General features: G+C 45.1%; 19 protein-coding genes. 8 read left to right on the forward strand and 11 right to left on the reverse strand.

The window, feature by feature from the left end; genetic code table 11:
- Positions 1-11: 11 nt before the first annotated feature.
- Genes trpCF through J4N39_RS05765 form a run of 4 tightly spaced genes read right to left on the reverse strand, consistent with a single transcriptional unit; the run spans position 12 to position 4,630 of the window.
- Positions 12-1,412: a bifunctional indole-3-glycerol-phosphate synthase TrpC/phosphoribosylanthranilate isomerase TrpF gene (trpCF, locus tag J4N39_RS05750; protein ID WP_252022989.1), complete on the reverse strand. Its 1,401-nt coding sequence runs from the start codon at positions 1,410-1,412 to the stop codon at positions 12-14.
- A 4-nt stretch (positions 1,413-1,416) separates the two neighbouring features.
- Positions 1,417-2,415 carry an anthranilate phosphoribosyltransferase gene (gene trpD, locus J4N39_RS05755; RefSeq protein WP_252022990.1) on the reverse strand — a complete coding sequence of 333 codons (999 nt, stop codon included), beginning with the start codon at positions 2,413-2,415 and terminating at the stop codon, positions 1,417-1,419.
- Between the two features lie 20 nt (positions 2,416-2,435).
- The gene (locus tag J4N39_RS05760; protein ID WP_252022991.1) at positions 2,436-3,035 is read right to left on the reverse strand and encodes an aminodeoxychorismate/anthranilate synthase component II; all 600 of its coding nucleotides are present in this window, start codon (positions 3,033-3,035) and stop codon (positions 2,436-2,438) included.
- A gap of 5 nt (positions 3,036-3,040) precedes the next feature.
- Complete coding sequence (locus tag J4N39_RS05765; protein WP_503063854.1) at positions 3,041-4,630, reverse strand: anthranilate synthase component 1; 1,590 nt, start codon at positions 4,628-4,630, stop codon at positions 3,041-3,043.
- Between the two features lie 332 nt (positions 4,631-4,962).
- On the opposite strand from J4N39_RS05765, the gene rnm reads away from it, so the two are divergent.
- The 5 genes from rnm (at position 4,963) to J4N39_RS05790 (ending at position 10,711) form a co-directional block, all read left to right on the forward strand.
- Positions 4,963-5,829, forward strand: a complete 867-nt coding sequence (rnm, locus tag J4N39_RS05770) for an RNase RNM (RefSeq protein ID WP_252022993.1) — start codon at positions 4,963-4,965, stop codon at positions 5,827-5,829.
- Between the two features lie 44 nt (positions 5,830-5,873).
- Positions 5,874-6,494 carry an L-threonylcarbamoyladenylate synthase gene (locus J4N39_RS05775; protein WP_252022994.1) on the forward strand — a complete coding sequence of 207 codons (621 nt, stop codon included), beginning with the start codon at positions 5,874-5,876 and terminating at the stop codon, positions 6,492-6,494.
- Between the two features lie 109 nt (positions 6,495-6,603).
- The gene (gene rluB / locus J4N39_RS05780; protein ID WP_252022995.1) at positions 6,604-7,527 is read left to right on the forward strand and encodes a 23S rRNA pseudouridine(2605) synthase RluB; all 924 of its coding nucleotides are present in this window, start codon (positions 6,604-6,606) and stop codon (positions 7,525-7,527) included.
- A 239-nt stretch (positions 7,528-7,766) separates the two neighbouring features.
- Positions 7,767-8,906: an SIR2 family protein gene (locus J4N39_RS05785; protein WP_252022996.1), complete on the forward strand. Its 1,140-nt coding sequence runs from the start codon at positions 7,767-7,769 to the stop codon at positions 8,904-8,906.
- Complete coding sequence (locus J4N39_RS05790) at positions 8,903-10,711, forward strand: ATP-binding protein (RefSeq protein ID WP_252022999.1); 1,809 nt, start codon at positions 8,903-8,905, stop codon at positions 10,709-10,711. The genes J4N39_RS05785 and J4N39_RS05790 overlap by 4 nt, the downstream gene beginning before the upstream one ends.
- Positions 10,712-11,083: 372 nt before the next feature.
- On the opposite strand, the gene J4N39_RS05795 is transcribed toward J4N39_RS05790, so the two are convergent.
- From J4N39_RS05795 to efpL, 7 genes are all read right to left on the reverse strand, one after another.
- Positions 11,084-11,497 carry a type II toxin-antitoxin system YafO family toxin gene (locus tag J4N39_RS05795; RefSeq protein WP_252023001.1) on the reverse strand — a complete coding sequence of 138 codons (414 nt, stop codon included), beginning with the start codon at positions 11,495-11,497 and terminating at the stop codon, positions 11,084-11,086.
- Entirely contained in the window at positions 11,494-11,787 is a 294-nt protein-coding gene (locus J4N39_RS05800) for a type II toxin-antitoxin system Phd/YefM family antitoxin (protein WP_252023003.1), read from the reverse strand. Before J4N39_RS05800 ends, J4N39_RS05795 begins: the two co-directional genes overlap by 4 nt.
- Before the next feature lie 297 nt (positions 11,788-12,084).
- Complete coding sequence (locus tag J4N39_RS05805) at positions 12,085-12,510, reverse strand: tetratricopeptide repeat protein (RefSeq protein ID WP_252023005.1); 426 nt, start codon at positions 12,508-12,510, stop codon at positions 12,085-12,087.
- 67 nt (positions 12,511-12,577) lie between these two features.
- A complete protein-coding gene (locus J4N39_RS05810; RefSeq protein WP_252023008.1) occupies positions 12,578-12,973 on the reverse strand; it encodes a hypothetical protein in 396 nt (131 codons plus the stop codon).
- Positions 12,974-13,187: 214 nt separating this feature from the next.
- Complete coding sequence (locus J4N39_RS05815) at positions 13,188-13,643, reverse strand: hypothetical protein (RefSeq protein WP_252023010.1); 456 nt, start codon at positions 13,641-13,643, stop codon at positions 13,188-13,190.
- 69 nt (positions 13,644-13,712) lie between these two features.
- Entirely contained in the window at positions 13,713-14,033 is a 321-nt protein-coding gene (locus J4N39_RS05820; protein WP_252023012.1) for an HI1450 family dsDNA-mimic protein, read from the reverse strand.
- 2 nt (positions 14,034-14,035) lie between these two features.
- Positions 14,036-14,602: an elongation factor P-like protein EfpL gene (gene efpL / locus J4N39_RS05825; protein ID WP_252023014.1), complete on the reverse strand. Its 567-nt coding sequence runs from the start codon at positions 14,600-14,602 to the stop codon at positions 14,036-14,038.
- 514 nt (positions 14,603-15,116) lie between these two features.
- Between efpL and J4N39_RS05830 the strand changes: the two genes are divergently transcribed.
- From J4N39_RS05830 to J4N39_RS05840, 3 genes are read left to right on the forward strand one after another with little or no spacing between them, the layout of a single operon-like run.
- Entirely contained in the window at positions 15,117-15,914 is a 798-nt protein-coding gene (locus tag J4N39_RS05830) for a hypothetical protein (RefSeq protein WP_252023016.1), read from the forward strand.
- A complete protein-coding gene (locus J4N39_RS05835; protein WP_252023018.1) occupies positions 15,902-18,004 on the forward strand; it encodes an MFS transporter in 2,103 nt (700 codons plus the stop codon). The genes J4N39_RS05830 and J4N39_RS05835 overlap by 13 nt, the downstream gene beginning before the upstream one ends.
- Positions 18,001-19,017, forward strand: a complete 1,017-nt coding sequence (locus tag J4N39_RS05840) for an ABC transporter substrate-binding protein (protein ID WP_252023020.1) — start codon at positions 18,001-18,003, stop codon at positions 19,015-19,017. Before J4N39_RS05835 ends, J4N39_RS05840 begins: the two co-directional genes overlap by 4 nt.
- The last annotated feature ends 5 nt before the right edge of the window (positions 19,018-19,022 follow it).

Raw genomic sequence — 19,022 nt, forward strand, 5'->3', positions numbered from 1 at the left:
GAGATCCTTTATTAAAAATGACGAATCGCAGCGAATGCGTCGTTCAATTTGTTGATATCTTTTTTACCCGGTGCGCTTTCCACACCTGAGTTTAAATCCAGTCCGAGACAACCGATTTGCGCCGCAGTGGCTGCGTTGCCTGGGTTAATGCCGCCTGCCAGCATTAATGTTTCTTTGCCTTGCTCAGGAATAAGCGACCAGTCAAACGCTTGACCAGTGCCGCCTGATTGGCTGCCAACTTTGGTATCCAGTAGATGGCGGTCTACGCCTTCAAGCAGTGCTGGTGTTTGGTCAGCCACAGCATAGGCTTTCCAAATCTTGCAATTATCTGCAAGCTGAGATCTTAGCGCCGTGACGTAGGTTTGGTCTTCTTCACCGTGAAGTTGAACGGCTTTCAAACCCAGTTCGTTGGCGATTTGAATAACCTCTTCGAGCGCATGATTTTGGAACACACCAACATAGTTTAGTGGTGCGCCACTCATCACCATGCGAGCAGTCTCAGGGTTAACATAACGCTTTGACGCTTCAACAAAAATTAGACCACCGTTCACAGCCCCCGCTTGGTATGCTTTAGCAGCATCATCAGAGTGGGTGAGGCCGCAAACCTTGTTGTCACCAAGCAGCACTTTGCGCACAGCTTGCTCTAGGTTTTGCTCGCCCATTAGTGAGCTACCAATCAAGAAACCATTCGCATGGTTTGCAAGATCACGCACTTGAGCGTGGTTGTAGATACCAGACTCTGAGATAACCACAGTGCCTTGTGGCAGCTTAGGAGCCAGCGCTTTGGTACGGTTTAAATCGATAGAAAGATCGCGCAGGTTACGGTTATTAATACCCACTACCTTGGCTTTTAATGCGATCGCTCGTTCAAGCTCTTCTTCATTACTCACTTCAGTAAGAATGCCAAGACCCAAACTATGTGCAGCTTCGGCAAGTTCTGCATACTCTTGGTCATCAAGCACCGAGAGCATCAGCAAAATAGCATCGGCTTGGTAGTGACGGGCCAAGTAAACTTGGTAGGTATCGACCATAAAGTCTTTGCACAAAATTGGCTGAGTTGTCTGCGCTTTGACTTGAGGAAGAAAATCAAAGTTGCCTTGGAAATACTTCTCATCCGTCAGCACTGAAATTGCGGTTGCGTAATCTTTGTAGACGGACGCAATGTAATCTAAATCAAAATCGTCACGAATAAGCCCCTTTGATGGTGACGCTTTCTTACACTCTAGGATAAAGCGAGTCCCCGACTGTGATAGCGCATCGTAAAAGCTGCGATCCGATGGTTTCAGATCTGATTTGAAGGTCTCTAATGGTTGAGATAGCTTACGCTCTTCCACCCAGATACGTTTGTCTTCAACTATCTTGGCTAACACTTGTGCCATATCGCGCTGGTTTTGAGAAACAGGTTGGCTCATTTCATTATCCTCGCTCTGCCAGTTGTTTAACCAGCTCGTACGCTTTGCCTGAGTTCATGGCATCAATCGCTTTTTGAGTGTTTGCTTTTAAGTCTTCATTGCCAAACAGTTTAAGTAGCAAGCCTACGTTGACTGCTACCGCAGAAACTTGAGCTTCTGTACCTTTGCCAGTCAAAATATCAGTGATGATGGCACGGTTTTCAGCAGGCTCTCCGCCTTTGATTGCTTCTAGCGGGTGGGTGTTGACGCCAAAATCTGCTGGGCTGAGCGTGTACTCGGTGATTTGACCATCTTTGATTTCAGCCACCAAAGTTTCACCATGAATAGCCACTTCATCAAGGCCGCTACCGTGTACTACTGCTGCACGTTTGTAACCCATTTCAAGCATGGTTTGAGCAATTGGGCGAACCAGTTCAGGTGCGTAAACACCCATTAGCTCGATGTTTGGACGTGCTGGGTTAATCAGTGGGCCAAGGATGTTAAAGATGGTGCGAGTCTTCATGGTCTGACGCACCGGCATTGCATGACGCACACCGCTGTGATATTGCGGCGCAAACAAGAAGGCTACGCCTAAATCGTCTACGGCCTTAGCGGTGTCTTCTGCGCTCATCGCAAGGTTGATACCAAATGAGTCGAGAAGATCAGAAGAGCCAGATTTGCTAGATACCCCACGGTTACCGTGTTTTGCCACTTTTACGCCACAGGCCGCAGCAACAAACGCAGCCGTGGTTGAGATATTGATAGTGTTTGAGCCATCACCCCCTGTGCCTACGATGTCTGCAAAGTCGTAGTCTGGGCGAGGGAACGGGTTTGCGTTATCTAGTAATGCGCTAGCCGCACCTGCGATTTCTGACGGGGTTTCGCCTTTGATTTTCAGCGCTGTCAGCACAGCCGCTAGTAGAACAGGCTCCATCTCACCCTTGATGATGGCGTCAAACAGGGTGTGGCTCTCTTCACGGCTCAGAGATTCTTGGTCATACAGTTTATTGATAATGTCTTGCATCGTTAAATTCCTTTTAAACCTTATTGTGCTGTCGCCGAAACAGGGGATAGTGCCCATTCAATGGTGTTTGCCAATAAGGTCGCACCGTGAGTGGTCATGATAGATTCTGGGTGGAACTGGTAGCCACATACTCGGTCTTGTTCATTGACTACGGACATCGTCAATCCATCCACTTCTGCGGTGACTTCAAGTGAACTCGGCACTTCCAAAGCAACCAGTGAGTGATAACGAGCGATTGCTAACGGAGAAGGCAAGTCAGCGTATGTTGGGTGACCTTGATGCTCCATCAAAGACACCTTACCGTGGATGATTTCACCTGCGCCACCGACAACACCGCCGTAAGCCTCAACAATGGCTTGATGACCAAGGCAAATACCTATCATAGGAACTTTGCCTTTTAAGCGCTGAATAAGCTCTGGCATTGAGCCCGCTTCTGATGGTGCGCCCGGTCCTGGAGAAAGAATCACAACTGGGTTATCCAGTTCATTGACCGCTTGTTCGATAACCTCAGCGGCAATGTTATTTCGGTATATGGTGACAGGGTAACCTAGTGAGCGAAACTGATCGACAAGGTTGTATGTAAATGAGTCGAAGTTATCGACAAAGACTAAATGTGCCATAGTGATCACTCCGAGTGTGCGTGTTTGATTGCGTTGATAACCGCTTGCGCTTTACCACGTGTTTCGTCAGCTTCCGCTTGCGGGTCTGAATCGAATACTACGCCAGCACCTGCCTGAACTTGCGCAACACCGTCTTCTACATAAGCAGAACGAATCACAATACAAGTATCAAGGTCACCCTCACCAGTTAGGTAACCCACCGCACCGCCATAGCTGCCACGGCGAGCTTGCTCAACATCACGGATCAGTTGCATGGCACGAATTTTTGGCGCACCAGTCAATGTACCCATATTCATACACGCTTGGTAAGCATGCAGTGCGTCTAGGTCATTACGAAGCTGACCAACCACACGAGAAACTAAATGCATCACATGGCTGTAGCGGTCGACTTTGAGCAAATCCGCTACGTGACGGCTGCCCGGCTCAGCAATACGAGCCACGTCATTACGCGCAAGGTCAACGAGCATCATGTGTTCTGCGTTTTCTTTCTTGTCGGTACGCAGCTCAAGTTCGATACGGCTATCTAGGTCAAAATCAATCTCACCGTTCGGGCGTTTACCACGACGACGAGTGCCTGCAATTGGGTAGATTTCTACTTGATTAGTTTCTACTTCGTACTTCAACGCACTCTCTGGCGATGCGCCAAATAGCGTGAAACGCTCATCGTGCATGTAGAACATGTATGGGCTTGGGTTGCTTTGCTTTAACGCTTTGTAAGCTGAAAGCGGAGCAGGGCAAGGAAGCGTGAAACGGCGAGACGGCACTACTTGGAAAATATCGCCTTTTACCACGTACTCTTTTAAGTCACGTACGATTTGGCAGAACTCATCATCGCTGATGTTAGTTTGTTCGCTTATAGATTCAATAACGGGTGCATTTTCCAGTGGCGCTGGAGAGTCACAAAGCTTGGCAATGTCAACCAAACGCTGTTTGAGAGTTTCAGCAACCGCATCGTCACCATCAAATTGCGTTGCTTGAATATCAGCGCTCTGGTTTTGGTGATCAATCACCATCAGATTTTCAGCCACGTAGAAAACGTAGTCAGGACAACTGTTGGTGGTCTTTGCATCGCCTAGTGGTTCAAAGTTTGCCACTAGGTCATAAGCAAACAGACCGCCGATGAAAAGCGCAAACTTGTCGTGACCACTGATATCAAAACTGTGCTGCACTAAACGCAGCGCATCAAAGCTAGAAGCCTCACGCATGCGGCTATCTTCGTCTAGCGTATCGCATGGCATTGAAAACTCGATGGTTAGCCCTGAGTCATCCAAGGTGTTTGGGATCTCAGATTGAATATGACTAGCGATGCGTTTAACAAGGTTACGTCCATTGCCTGTAAGTGGCTCAAAGTGAACCTTATGCCCATTACACTCAATGCGAACCGCAGCATCGATAAGCAAAAAACTCTTAATGTTTTCTTTGGAGTCAATCTCAGCAGATTCTAGTAACAGGCTATTGGCCTTATTACCACAAACTGCCTGAAATACCCGTGTTGGGTCTTCTGAATATGGCACCACTTGGTGGTGCAGAGTCAGCGTACCTTGCTGCTCTATACTAATGGCCTTGTTCACAAGACCTCCCTGAATTTGCATCATTAATTTCCTGCGTTACATACTCGCACAAACCACGAACAAGCCCAATCGGCATAGTGTTTTATTTGATTCTTTTTTGTTCGGTTGAGTGTGAGTGAGTCGACAAATTAAAACAGCCCGCTTAAAAAGCGGGCTGTTGAAGTAGTGTTCTATAAATTAAACTATTCGCTAAGCCCGCCAGTCGCTTTGCCACGCACACCAACGAGCCTCAATGTTAGCCATTGCTAGAATCTCGTTATGCGAAGTGGATAAATGCTGTAACATGGGTGACTTACCTGTGTTTGTATTTCTGTACTAGCTTGCTAGTGCAGGGTAAATAAGTCAAGCGATAATTTATGCGAATTGATCTACATAGCCATACGACAGCGTCGGATGGCCGTTTTACTCCCGAGCAACTGGTCGATAGGGCACTTGAGTTTGATCTTGATGTGCTAGCCATTACCGATCATGACACCACTGCAGGACTTGCGCAGGCACGCGCATACGTTGCGGAAAAGCAGCTTGATTTGCAGATCATCTCAGGCATTGAGATTTCTACGGTTTGGCAAAATAAAGATATTCACATCGTTGGCTTAAATGTGGATGTGAACAGTGCCGAACTCAATCGTTTGATTGAAGAACAGCAAGCTCGTCGAGTTGCTCGTTCTGAACTGATGGCGACTCGATTAGCCAAATCGACCCGTGAAGGTGTGTTGGAAGAAGTTCAACAGATCGCAGGTGATGCGCCTATCACCCGAGCGCACTTTGCCAAATGGATAGTAGATAACGGTTATGCCAAAAACATGCAGCAGGTGTTTAAGAAATTCCTGACCCGCAACAATCCAGGTTATGTGCCGCCAAATTGGTGTTCTATTCACGAAGCGGTAGACGTGATTCACGCAGCGGGTGGTCAAGCGGTACTAGCGCATCCGGGTCGATATGACCTAACCGCAAAGTGGATCAAACGCTTGCTGCAAGCCTTTGCCGAGGTGGGCGGTGACGCAATGGAAGTTGCTCAACCTCAACAAGCCCAACAAGAAAGGCGCAATCTGGCTGATTATGCTATACAATACAATCTATTAGCGTCGCAAGGTTCAGACTTTCATTACCCGTCTCCTTGGATGGAGTTAGGGCGCAACCTTTGGTTACCTGCTGGCGTTGAACCTGTATGGAAAGATTGGGCGCTAGCTCCAGCCAAATCACCCGTCGAGAGTGGTCGCTAAGCTGCCCATCAATATTGAGCCTACAGCTCATAGTGAGGAATGAAATGAGTCAATTTTTTTATGTTCACCCAGAAAATCCACAAGCACGTTTGATTAATCAAGCCGTAGCGATCATTCGTAACGGTGGTGTAGTGGTGTATCCGACCGATTCAGGTTATGCATTGGGGTGTCAGTTAGAGAACAAACAAGCGCTTGAGCGCATCTGCCGCATTCGTCGTCTAGACGACAAACACAACTTCACTTTGTTGTGTCGAGACCTATCTGAGCTATCACTTTATGCTCGCGTTGATAACGGTGCCTTCCGCTTGTTAAAAAACAACACTCCGGGCCCTTACACCTTTATCTTTAAGGGAACCAAGGAAGTGCCACGCCGTCTAATGAATGCCAAGAAGAAAACCATTGGTATTCGTGTTCCAGACAACAAGATTGCGTTGGACCTGCTGGAAGCCTTGGGTGAGCCAATGATGTCCACATCCTTGATTTTGCCGGGCAATGACAACACCGAGTCTGACCCAGAAGAGATTCGCGATCAGCTAGAGCACGCCGTGGACGCAATCCTAAATGGCGGCTACTTAGGTGAGCAACCAACCACTGTGATTGACTTTAGTGAAGATGAGCCAGTGGTAGCACGATTAGGTGCTGGCGACCCAACGCCATTTGAGTAAATTTGTGCTGACCTGAAGCGGTTTTTTTGCCATAATATGCGCCCGCCGAATTTAGGCAGATCACTATTTAGATTTCGACGTCTGTGAAGACGACATTATAGGTAAAACAATGAGCGAAAAGTTACAGAAAGTTTTAGCACGTGCCGGTCATGGCTCTCGACGCGAGATGGAAGCAATGATCCGTGCCGGTCGAGTAAGTGTTGATGGTCGAGTGGCTAAGCTAGGTGAACGTCTAGAAGACGACACTGTAGCAGTACGTATTGACGGTCACGCCGTTTCTGTAAAAGCTTCTGAAGAAGTGGTTTGTCGTGTACTTGCATACTACAAGCCAGAAGGTGAGCTTTGTACTCGTCACGATCCAGAAGGTCGTCGCACAGTATTTGATCGTCTACCAAAGATCCGTGGCGCACGCTGGGTATCAGTAGGTCGTCTGGATGCAAACACCTCTGGTCTGCTACTGTTCACTACCGATGGTGAACTGGCTAACCGCCTGATGCACCCATCTCGCCAAGTAGAGCGTGAATACCTAGTTCGTGTATTTGGTGAAGTGACTGAGCAAAAGGTGAAAAACCTAGTGCGCGGCGTAGACCTTGAAGATGGTAAAGCACGTTTCGAAGACGTGGTTTACGCTGGTGGTGAAGGTATGAACCACACTTTCTACGTAGCAATCAACGAAGGTCGTAACCGCGAAGTTCGTCGTCTGTGGGAATCACAAGACACCACGGTAAGCCGTCTAAAACGTGTTCGCTACGGTGATATCTACCTAGACAAAAAACTGCCTCGTGGCGGATGGATGGAGCTAGACCTGAAAGAAGTAAACTACCTACGTGAAATGGTAGAACTTCGCCCAGAGAAAGAAAGCTTCGTTGATGGCAACAACACCTCTCGCAAACGTGACCGTTCACGCAGCCAGAAGATCCGTCGCGCAGTTAAGCGCCACGAAGAGCGCGTAACATCACCAAGCGGCGGCCGCGGTAACCGCAACCGTAAAGCGCAGAAGGCGACTAAGCCTAGCCGTAATCGTCAAGGTTAAGTGCAGAAGCTTATGAGAATTTGAAGCCCTCCGGATGGAGGGCTTTTTAGTGGGTGTCACAGCATTTCAAGGTCGACGTCAGATCGTCTATGGATATCTCTTAAGTAGATGATTAATTATTCCCCTACTAAACCCGCACCACTTATCGGTAATTGACCGTCATTTCATTTCCCGATAATCTCAGTTGTAAAACAGTTACTTATCAACAAATTTAATAATTATTCTGAGCATTCGACCCTATGACGACTTCCAAAATCGATCTGAACGACCTACACGACAAGAACATAAACTATTTGATCGGTGCAGGAGCATCGGCAGGTCTATTCCCTACTCTTGCACTAGACATGCAAACTGAGGGGAAATGGGAGACGATTGAAACTTTGGCTACCGAGTTCGATTCGATTGACGCTAAACACCTCAAAGCCTTGTTATTCATGTATTACTACGAGGAATGCATTAAGCCTGTTAGTTCTGTTGATTTCACTACCTTAGAAGACGACGAACGAGCAGTCATCGATAATTATAAGAAGTTCATGAAATTGAACCTCGAAATTCTTCGACGAAAACGAGGTTACGACAGAAAGATTAACTTCTTCACCACGAACTACGATTCCTGCCTAGCCTATGCAGCAGATCAACTCTATGAAGAAAAATCAATTCGATTTAACATCAACGATGGCTCTCGTGGTTTCCATAAAAAAATCGTTGAGGCTCGTAACTTCGATTGTATGACCACTGAATCAGGTATCTTCGACAGAAACAAAGAAGTCCAACGACAAGTCAATCTTATCCACCTTCACGGCTCCGCTTTCTGGCGCAAGCACAACGATTCTATCCTCGTTGATTATTCTTCTGCCGATCAAATCGTTTCTGGGTCATCAATAGACAGCATGTACTACGGTGACTTCAAAGAGATGTTAGAAAGCGGCTCTCACACCGTGGATCAGTTGTGTTCAATGACTATCGATGATGAAAACAAAGCAGCATTCGAGAACATACAAGATGACTTCTACAAGGAATATAACCAGTTACCTATCGTGAACCCTACAAAATGGAAGTTCCACGAAACGGTATTTGAAGAACACTATTACCAAATGCTGCGCCACCTTAGCTATGAATTAGAAAAGCCAAATAGCGTATTGATAGCCTTCGGGTTCTCATTTGCTGATGAGCATATCAGGAACTTGATTAAACGCTCTCTGACGAATCCTACTCTACAGGTATACATCTGTTGCTACAGAGAAACCATGATCCCTGAATTGCAAAAGCATTTCTCTGATTTCAATAACATTAAGTACGTTGTCCATGAAGAAGGTGATGCATTAGATTTCTCTTACTTCAATTCTCACGTCCTAACACTTAGTGAGGATGACGCATGAGCATCTTCATTGGTGAGGTCACAGCGGTAAATGGCATTCAAATTACGTTAACCGTTGATGAGACATCGAACAAAGACACTATTTTCTATGAAGGTCAGCGATACAAAGGTATCTCTATCAGAGAGTACGTTTCAATTCAGCGTGGCTTCCGTGACATTGTATGCATTGTTGAGGGTGAGTACTTAGATGAAAGACGTTTCCAAGAGAATACGGATAAAATCGAGTACGTACGAAAAGTGCATGTTCGCCCTATTGGCTACATTGAAAATGGTAACTTCTTTGAAGGCATCAAGTTCTTACCATTGATCCGTGATCCAGCCTTCCTGTTACCTGAACAAGCCTTAAAGACAGTATATTCATCTAGTGTTGAATCAAATTTCTGCATTGGATCATTGTTAAAAGAAGGGATTGAGATATCTCTACCTTGGCAGAAGTTGTTCAATACTCACATTGGTATTTTTGGGAACACTGGTAGCGGTAAATCAAATACTCTAACGAAACTCTTCACCACTTTGTTCGATGAAAAGCATGAGCAGATCAAACCTGTCAGCAAGTTCGTACTGCTTGATTTCAATGGTGAGTACATCAAAGATCAAATCGTTTCTTCTTCTGAAAAAAACGTTATTGATCTCAACACAGATAAAGCAAAACACCAGTTCCCACTAGCAGATCATGAGTTTTGGAACGCAGAGACTCTTTCTATTCTTTTTCAAGCCACTCCGAACACACAAAAACCTTTTATAAGCAGTGTATTGAGAGGACGTGAAAAGTATAAAGATTCTCCAAATAGTTTATTACGCTATATCAAAGAAACGATTAGGTTCTGCTTTGTATCGACATCACAGAAGCCAGAGACTCTCGACTTATTAAAGCGAGTGGTCGGGGCTATTAATGGTCAAGATGTGTTAACAAGGCTAGAAAACATTATCTGGCATTCGAGACAAAATAAGTTCAAATACGAACCGATACATAATGCTTTCTTCGATACCCAAGATCGATACACCGAGATACTTGAACCGCACGTATCCAACATCACCCTTGATGAATTGTCTCCGTTCGTAGAATTCACACTACGCTGCGAGTTAAAACTCATTTGGGATGTTATGTATGGCTCCGTTCAATTTGAACACATTCAACCACTTCTAAAACGTGCGGAATCATCTCTCAACGGACTGTCCAAAGTAATTGAGATCAAATCTAGTGCTGACGAGAGTGGCGATGAAGATAAAGCGCTAACGGTCATATCACTGCGTAATTGCAACCAAGACGTGAAGAAAATCATTCCCCTTCTTGTAACGAAGCACTATTACAATTCTCACAAAAAATTGGTTAAGAAAAGCCCCCCAGAAAAGACACTGCACCTTATTATTGATGAGGCACATAACATCCTTTCTCAGCAATCAGTACGTGAACAGGCTAACTGGAAAGACTACCGTTTAGAGTTGTTTGAAGAATTGATTAAGGAAGGTCGTAAGTTCGGTATTTTCCTAACGTTATCAAGCCAACGACCTGCGGATATATCTGCAACAATTATGTCTCAGTTGCACAATTTCTTTATCCATCGTTTAGTCAACGACCGTGATTTGTTTCTGTTAGATAATACTATCAGTACATTAGACTCTGTTTCTCGCTCATTGATTCCGAACCTATCAAGAGGCTCTTGCATTATTACTGGTACTTCGTTTGACTTGCCTATGCTTATCCAAGTAGATGAGTTAAGCGATAACAGCAAACCAGATAGTAATGACGTTCTCTTGGAAAGCCTTTGGTCTGTGAAGGCTGAGGAAGAGCCTACTTGGCTATAAATTGTTGGATGGGCAAAGAATACTCCTCCCCTTGATCGGGAGTGTTTATATTTTCGATGAATTATCCGCCAAGGGGTAAGGCGGGGAGGGGTTGTTGTGATGAGGCTATAGTTAATGCGTCGGACTCAGCTTGGGAGCCACCAACCCCCTCCAACTCCCCCTTTTATAAACTTCTTCGACCAATTAGCTCCATCGAACAAGGGGGAGAGCTATTTTTTCGCACTCTTTTGGAATTGTGTATAAGAGACAGCTCTATTTCCCCCTTATATAGACTTCTTCGATCAATTAGCGCCATCGAAAAAGGGGAGGACTTTTCTAGCACAGCTTTTTGACTTGTGATTGAAACGTGGGCACAAGCACAGACCAACGGTCTCAAAACTGCTGCCTAAACCTCTCAGCAATCACCCCCAAATTATGCATGATATTCCTGTTTCGAGCCTGCTCATGGGCATCAGGGGCTAGAATAGCAATTAGTAGATAGCATTTGGGATCTTCCCACCCTTGGCAGTAAACTAAGTGCTTATCACTGGTTTGATAAAACTGAACGGCACTCAAGAATGGGGCATCATGTGCTGCTAAGTGAATGTGCCTTACTTCTTCTGATTTTAGTATCGGTAGGGTATTTGGGTGATCGTAAGCTTCGTCCCGACCAAAGGTGTCAGGCTTTTGACCAGTTTCTTTGTATGTCTTGAAGTCGCTAATCAAAGCCTCAAGTTCATTTTCACTTAAAGCCTCAATCAAGATTTTATGTTTAAAGATCCTAACTTTTAACGGCTTATCTTTCACTCTTGAAAATTACCTATGTCGTTTTCATCAAGATCAGCCAATGCTTTGGCATTCAGCTGTGCAATAGCATCCAAGCGTGCCGTCATTGGCCTAAATGAAGCTACTGAGTTTGGGTTCTTATCTTCTAACGCTTTCATCAGACCTTCGAAAAAGTCTGCACTCATCATGTAGCCTGCGGGTTCATTGTTAGATAGAACTACAACTGGCTCGCCTGATAAGCAATCCTTGAAGTGCTTTCTGGCTTCACTTGATGACACAGCCTTTTCTGCATAGATTGTACTTGTTTTCATAATACTCACCTAGGTACTCAATGATGTACTTAATATTGTAATAGAGTGGAGTGGCTTTGCACAACTTTCGAAGTAACATTACATCGCAGATCAGGCTGACAGGTTCAAGAGTGATCTTCGTACTGAGTGTCCATAATTTATAGGGTTTTAGCGCTTTATCCTGATTTTTAGTCAAAGAACTGACGACCCAAGCAATTGTGGAGAGGAGTGCAAAAGTGGAGCGAATTATGTTAATCGAATAAATAATACGAAAGACTAATCGAAGCAGCTATCACTAGAAGCGCTTGGGTACGGGAATCAAAGGGAGTTCAAAAAGATCCTTTGGATTGATGAATACTCTTTCTCATTGATAGTTGGGACCCCTTCGTCATTTTGCAATATATCGATGAGGATACCGGCACTCGTTTCACCACTGTCTCTGGCCTTGATTAGCCAATACAAGGACAAAGATTTGTTCTCTGGTATGCCGCAGCCTGAGTTATATAGACAAGACCCTAAATAGAACTGAGCACTTGCTAACCCCCCAAGTGCGGCTTCAGACATCAACTTATAGCCTTGAACACGATCCTTTATCTGTTCTTCTTTTAGATACAAGAACCCTAATAGCTCTTTGGCATAAAGATCACCCATATCGGCAGACATCGTGAGCTTTATGATAGCTTCATTAATTTTCCCTTTCTCGTAGAGTTCGTTACCTTCAACAAAACGTTGTTGTGAATTCAACTGGGAATTACCTTCATTAGCCCAAAGAAAATTTGGTGAGGAAGACAAGGTGATCACTAGTAGATATCTAGCTATGTTGCTCATTCGCTAGTTGCAACCTTTCATGTATATCAATGGCAATATAATCTTTACTATTAGTAAGTTGTGTTATCGCTTCATAAGATGGGTCTAGAGAGAAACTTAATGTAATAACAATATCATCTGCCTCGCCTTCTCTATACGGTTGTAAAGACAGAGCTTCCGAGATCTCTGACACGTTGTGGAAAGAAGGTTGTTGAACGATACTCTTGATATGATCTGTGTACTTTTTGACTATCGCACCAGCATCACTCCCGGCATGAAACTTCTCAACGTAGACGAAGTTAACGGAGGAGACTCTAGAAATATCACACGCAGCAGCTATCTGTAGATTGATCAGCATAGTAAAAGCAATCAACGCCAAATAGATTAAGTTTTTCATCATTTATCCTTTAAGTGGGTAAGCTAGTTTTCCTTAAAGGCAAACGTATAGAAATATTGTTTCAGGGGCTATTTTCTAGTGCTGGGTTGCGAAAAGTATCGCAGTGGAAGTATGAAAATTTAATAATTATTAATATTGGGCGACAATTTTTCCTCACTTGTTTGGAAAAGGCTAATTCTGTTGTGTTCATAGTGGTTAGATGACTGTTTACAATGTGTCACAAATGTACAATAGATTCAGATTCAGCGAGTTCTAAACACTTAGAGTAGCTGAAGCGATATTGAGCACCACCCTTATCAAATAGCTCTAGCTTGGATAAAGGAATAATAAAGTATTCGGTTGTCCTGACGTCTGACATTTTTGCAAAGCAAACGCAAAAATAGCACTGTGAGGTGCTAACCCCCAAAGCGTCTGCCACTGTATATAACTTAGCAATGGTCGAACGGTCATGTCCTTGAGTCGTAAAGTTTTCCGTTGAGCTCATCCTTAACTTCACTTGTATATAACACGGATCTTGTGATGAGAATAAAATGTCGTGTGTGTCCCATGCGATTACATCGAATCCTACAGTATCAAATGAAACGGCATGAATTCCTTTGTTTTGGCATAAGAGAGATACAAGGATATGTTCGGCGGCAAGTCCTTGGGTTCTTGAGTCTAATAATTTGGTCATTTGTTATTTCTTAAACTAAAAAAGCCACATAGCGAGCTATGTGGCTTTGCATAAATTGATAGCGTTGTATTAATCACGCTTCCAAAGAATATGACAGAACTTCTGATCAGGTTTTCGACTGATCAGCATACGAGCAAATACGTCATCCAGTGCATCATCTTCTTCATTAACTAGACCAATGCGCACTTCTGCGAACTCTTCTTTGTCTACTTCAAAGCCTACATGGCCAACCCAGTCGTCGCCTGTTTCTACGACTTCAGCAGCGCCACGGTCGTCGAATTGAGCGGTGAAAAGGATCACGTCAGCCGCTTCTAGGTTATCTGGTGCCATCTCTAGGAAGATGTCGTATGCCGCTTCGATAACGTCGTCGTATGAGATTAGTTCAGACATAATTACGCTCGGTTCATATATTTGCGTTCAGTAGTATTGATTACGATGCGGTCGCCCGTCGCAATGTACTCTGGTACTTGAACAGTAAGGCCAGTTGCAAAGCGAGCTGGCTTTGTACGAGCAGATGCTGATGCACCTTTGATTGATGGGTCAGTATCTTCGATAACAAGCTCAACCGTTGAAGGAAGCTCTAGGCCAGCTGGCTGGTCGTTAATCAGCATCACCATAAGACCTTGAGTCTCTTCAGTGATGAACAGTAGCTCGTCTGCGATGTCTTCTTGCTTGAAGTTGAACTGAGTGTAGTCTTCGTTATCCATGAAGATGTACTCGTCACCGTCGATGTAAGAGAAAGAAACCGCACGCTTCGCTGTGTCTACTGTTTCAACAATTTCATCCGACTTGTAACGCTCATCTGCACGAGAGCCTGTTGCTAGGTCAACACAACGTAGTTTGTAGATCTTTGCACCACCACGGCCACCTGGTGTGGTGATTTCGATGTCTTTGATCAGAAGAGTTTTACCGTTTGCTGAAATCGCAAAGCCTTTTTTTAGTTCACTAGCTCTTGGCATGAGATGTTCCTGTTTAAAAAGCGGCGCCGCCGCACTATCAATTTTAAATTTTCCCGATTATACAAGCTTGTTTCGAGGGAATCACTTCAAGAGCCTATTTCAGCATAAAAATTTCTGGTGTTGCGCAAGTTTTGGATTGGGCTCAACTGGTCCAATTTGTGATCTATCAATGGCTTAGCAAGACCTTATAAACTTCGTGTCTATTAACTAAACATGGGATGGAGCTCACTCTTTTGCCCAAATGTATGTGTCATTTATGAGATTGTAACTTGGCACATATGGAAGCTGTGCTACGGTTAAGTGTATGTTGCTTGGGAATAACACCCTGTTAACGCAGGAATAATAATTTTTATGACCAACTGACTGTGTAGTGTCTTTGTTAAACGAGCTCAATTGAGCTTGCTCTGTTCATTGGTGACTCAGCCAAATATCAAATAGTGTTTCAGCCCTAGTTGTATGAGTGTCAGGGCCGAGACGATAAGCAACGACAGTTAGGTTTTAGGAGTGGTCTGCCATGAAGGCGTTTTTCGAAGTATATCTTCGATTGGTGATTACCGTTTGGGTAATCTTGCTGGCTGTACTTAGCTTGCTCTATCTGATGAATTACATGAAGTTCGATAGCTTGATGTCTCAGGTAGTATCTTCAAAATTGGAAGTGATAACTTCCTCAATTCACAACTCTATTCAGCGTTCTGAGCGACTAGGGATACCCGTCGCATCTGCAACTAACCTGCGTAACGAATTTGATACTGCGCTTGCTAGAGAGCCAGACGTGATGTCTGTTTCCTACATCGATGCAACTGGCAATACCGTACTGCAAGCTGTTGCTAACAATGCTACTGCGTCAGAGATTCCTCAAGACGTTATCCGTCGAGCGCTAAATTCTAACGAAGCAAACTGGCTGTTCAGTGATGATGACGCTTTATATAGCGGGCTACAGCACTACAACGGCTTTGATGTTTTGGCTGGCAGTATCGTGGTTGAGTATGACAAGTCCGCACTGTTTGGCATCTACTCTTTGGTTCAGTTGCATTTGCTCGAAGCATCGGTGGTGATTTTTCTCACTTCCTGTTTGGTGGTGTTTTTGGTGGTGAGATTTGGATTCGGTGATATCGCGAATGTCATCAAGCTTATTCAAGGCTACTCCAAGCGTCAGGATTTGACGCAAAGCGCAAATGACAGTGGTGAGATATCTCATCGACTGGCTGACCAAATCAAGCAAAGTGAGCAAATGAAGGACAAAGTTTCCGGTGAGCTTGATGCACTGCAAGGGATGCAGTCCAAAACGGAGGCTTCTCGATGCGAAAAGTAACTAGCCTAGCGAGCCTTATTAATAGTCGCTTGATTGGCGTGACTGTTGTCGCCGCTTTATTGGCGTCCATCTTGAGCGCTATGTATACCTTGGTTGAGTTCAACTTTTCAATCAAACCTCAACTACTTAAAAAGGCTAATGCGATTGCCTTAACGATCCATGATGACGTTGATCTGGCGCTGAAAGCGGGGATCCCGCTTGATCAGATCGGTGGTATGGATAGCTACCTTCAAGACGAGCTTAAAAAGTACCCAGAACTGACGTTTGTGGCGATTACCACTGGTGATGAGACGGTATATCAAGTCGGCGATACTGTGCCTGATTTGACCCAAGTCGGGAAAGAGGAATTCCAGAACGTTTCGAATCAGTACCTACAAGCGGGCTTTTGGCAACGAGTACAAACAGTATTTAGTGAGTTGCCATTTATTCTTAACCTTTCTGGCAATGTTCAATCCAACAGTAATATTTTCCAACTGCCATTGGATCGTGTAGCGCAAGGTGCGGTATTTGTTGGCTTGAGTTCGACCTATGTGCAATCGCAACTGACGGATATTTTCTTCGATATTGGCATCATTCTAATTGCGGTGCTCTTGGTCTGTTTCGAAGTAGTCATGGTGGTGGTGATGTTCTATATCTCAGGACCGCTAGAAGAGTCTGAGCGGATCTTGAAACGTCAGGCTAACGGTGACTTTACCGTTGATGAAAGGATTGCTGCACAGGGTGCAATTGGTAGTTTCGCAGAGAAACTTAACCAGAACTCGAAAGAGCTTCAAGTTAAGTACGAAAACATCAAAAACAGTTCAGTGACGGCGGATTTTGGCGACAAGCTAAAAGCGATTGCGGATAAGTTCCGACTAGAGCAGCGCTTGGGTATGCGTAATGGCGAGATTGTCGATGCTCGTATTCCTTTGTTTGTATTTTCATTTGCTGAAGAACTGCAAAAATCCTTCATGCCACTGTTTGTAGGTGAGTTTTACCAAGAAGGGTCTTGGATCTCGAAAGAGGTCATGCTTGGTTTGCCGATCTCGGTATTCATGTTTGTGATCGCAGCTTGTACTCCTTTTGCTGCCAAATGGGTTGACCGCTGGGGGCAGAAAAACCTCTTTATGGCGGGCCTTATTCCAGCAATTGCTGGCTACATTGGCTGTGCCATGGCAACAAGCAGTATGGACATCGTCATAGCTCGTGGTGTTACAGCGTTCGGTTACGCCATGATCACGATTAGCTGCCAAAGCTATATCGCTGCGGTAGTTACGGCGGAAAACCGTGCCAAAGGTATGTCGATATTTGTTGGTGTACTAATGACGGCCACCATGTGTGGTACGGCACTGGGCGGCATTATTGCTGACCGTATTGGTTATCAACCAGTGTTTGTACTGTCTGCCATCTTAGCATGCTTTGCAGGTCTGCTGGCGTGGCGAATGTTGTCTGGTCAAGTGGATGATGCTCGTCGTAAGGCAGCTGGTGGTGGCAGCGTTTGGCTGCTGGCGAAAAACATCAAATTTGTCGCAGTCATCGTTTGTTGTGCGATTCCAGCCAAAATTATCCTGACGGGTTTCCTTTACTTCATGGTGCCGATTTACCTTGTTTCGCTCGATGCGACTCAGTCTGAAATTGGCCGTGTCATGATGATCTACTCTTTGGTGATTATCCCGCTAAGTCCAATTGCATCGAGTATTGTCGATAAGACCCAAAAGGTGCGAGAACCTGTGGTGCTAGGAACCTTATTATCCGGCGCGATTTTGATCTCTCTCTACGGTGAAGCATCTCTGTTTAAGGTCTTGTTGGCGGTGACTTTGATGGGCGTTGCGCATTCCATTCTTAAAGCGCCACTGATCGCTTGTGCGCTTGAAGCCTCGGAAGCGACTCCAGAAGTTGGTCGCACCGAAGTGCTCGGTTTGCTGCGAACCGCAGAGCGTGTCGGCAGTGTAATTGGGCCTGTGTTGGTGGCTTCTTTGATAGCGTTTTATAGCTACGGGGAAACCATGGCCATTGTTGGGGCAGGGGTGTTCCTATCTGGCCTTGCGATGTTCTTCTTCTTGCGCATGCCGTCGTCTCCAAACACCAATCAGGAGGCCAGCAGCTCATGATGAACAAAATCTTAGTCGTGCTGGCATTGATGCTGGTCACGGCGTCAAGTTACGCAAAAACAAGCCCTTCTGTGTACATGGTAGTATGGCGTGGCTGTGAAGAAGCGTGCCAAGGCTTTAAAGACTTTTTGACCAACAACCAATACCCGATTGACGTTATTGTGCGTGATGCCGGTCGTGACAAGTCTAAACTTGATGGTTTCTTGCAAGAGGCGATTGAGACCAAACCGGATCTGGTAGTGACTTGGGGTACATCGGTTAGCAAGGCGATCATTGGGACTCGAAGTGAGTATGGTCAGAAAACCAAGCTGGGCGATATCCCTGTCTTGTTCATGATTGTTGCCGATCCTCTTGGGGCGGATATCGTTGAGTCTAGCGATAAAACCGGTCGTCCGACCGTAGCGGGTATCCGAAACCGTATCTCAGAAGATGTGCAGATCCGTGCGATGAGAGAGTACTTTCCCGTCGACAAAATTGGCGTGATTTACTCACCAAGCGAGCTTAACTCAGTGCTCAATACCGAAAAACTAAGGGCGCTTGCGCAAGAGATGCAGTTTGAAGTCGTCGAGCAGCCATATCAGGTGGATGAAGCTGGAAAACCGTTACCTAATCAGATCGATGCATTGATGGCTTCTTTTGCTGAGCAGGGCGTTGACGTAGTTTATGTTGGCTCAAGCTCTTACAATCGAAGTAACAGTGATGAGTTTACTCAGACTGCGATTCGCCACGGTTTGCCTGTTGCCAGTGCTTATGAATCTATGGTGACTAAGTCTTCTGCGTTGATCTCGGTATCGAACAAATATTATTTGGTGGGTCAGCTTGCTGCAAACCAAGCGGTTAAGATCATTTTGCAAAAAGAAAAACCGGGTAACCTGCCAATTGCTGAGCTAAGTAGCTACGCAATATCGATCAACATGGATGTGGCAAGAAAACTTGCGCTTTACCCACCGATTCAACTGCTTCGATACGCCAACTTGGTCAATATCGAAGATGTTGAGCAGGGCAAGGAGTAAATCGC

It is taken from the genome of Vibrio sp. SCSIO 43136, from assembly GCF_023716565.1.
GTDB lineage: Bacteria > Pseudomonadota > Gammaproteobacteria > Enterobacterales > Vibrionaceae > Vibrio.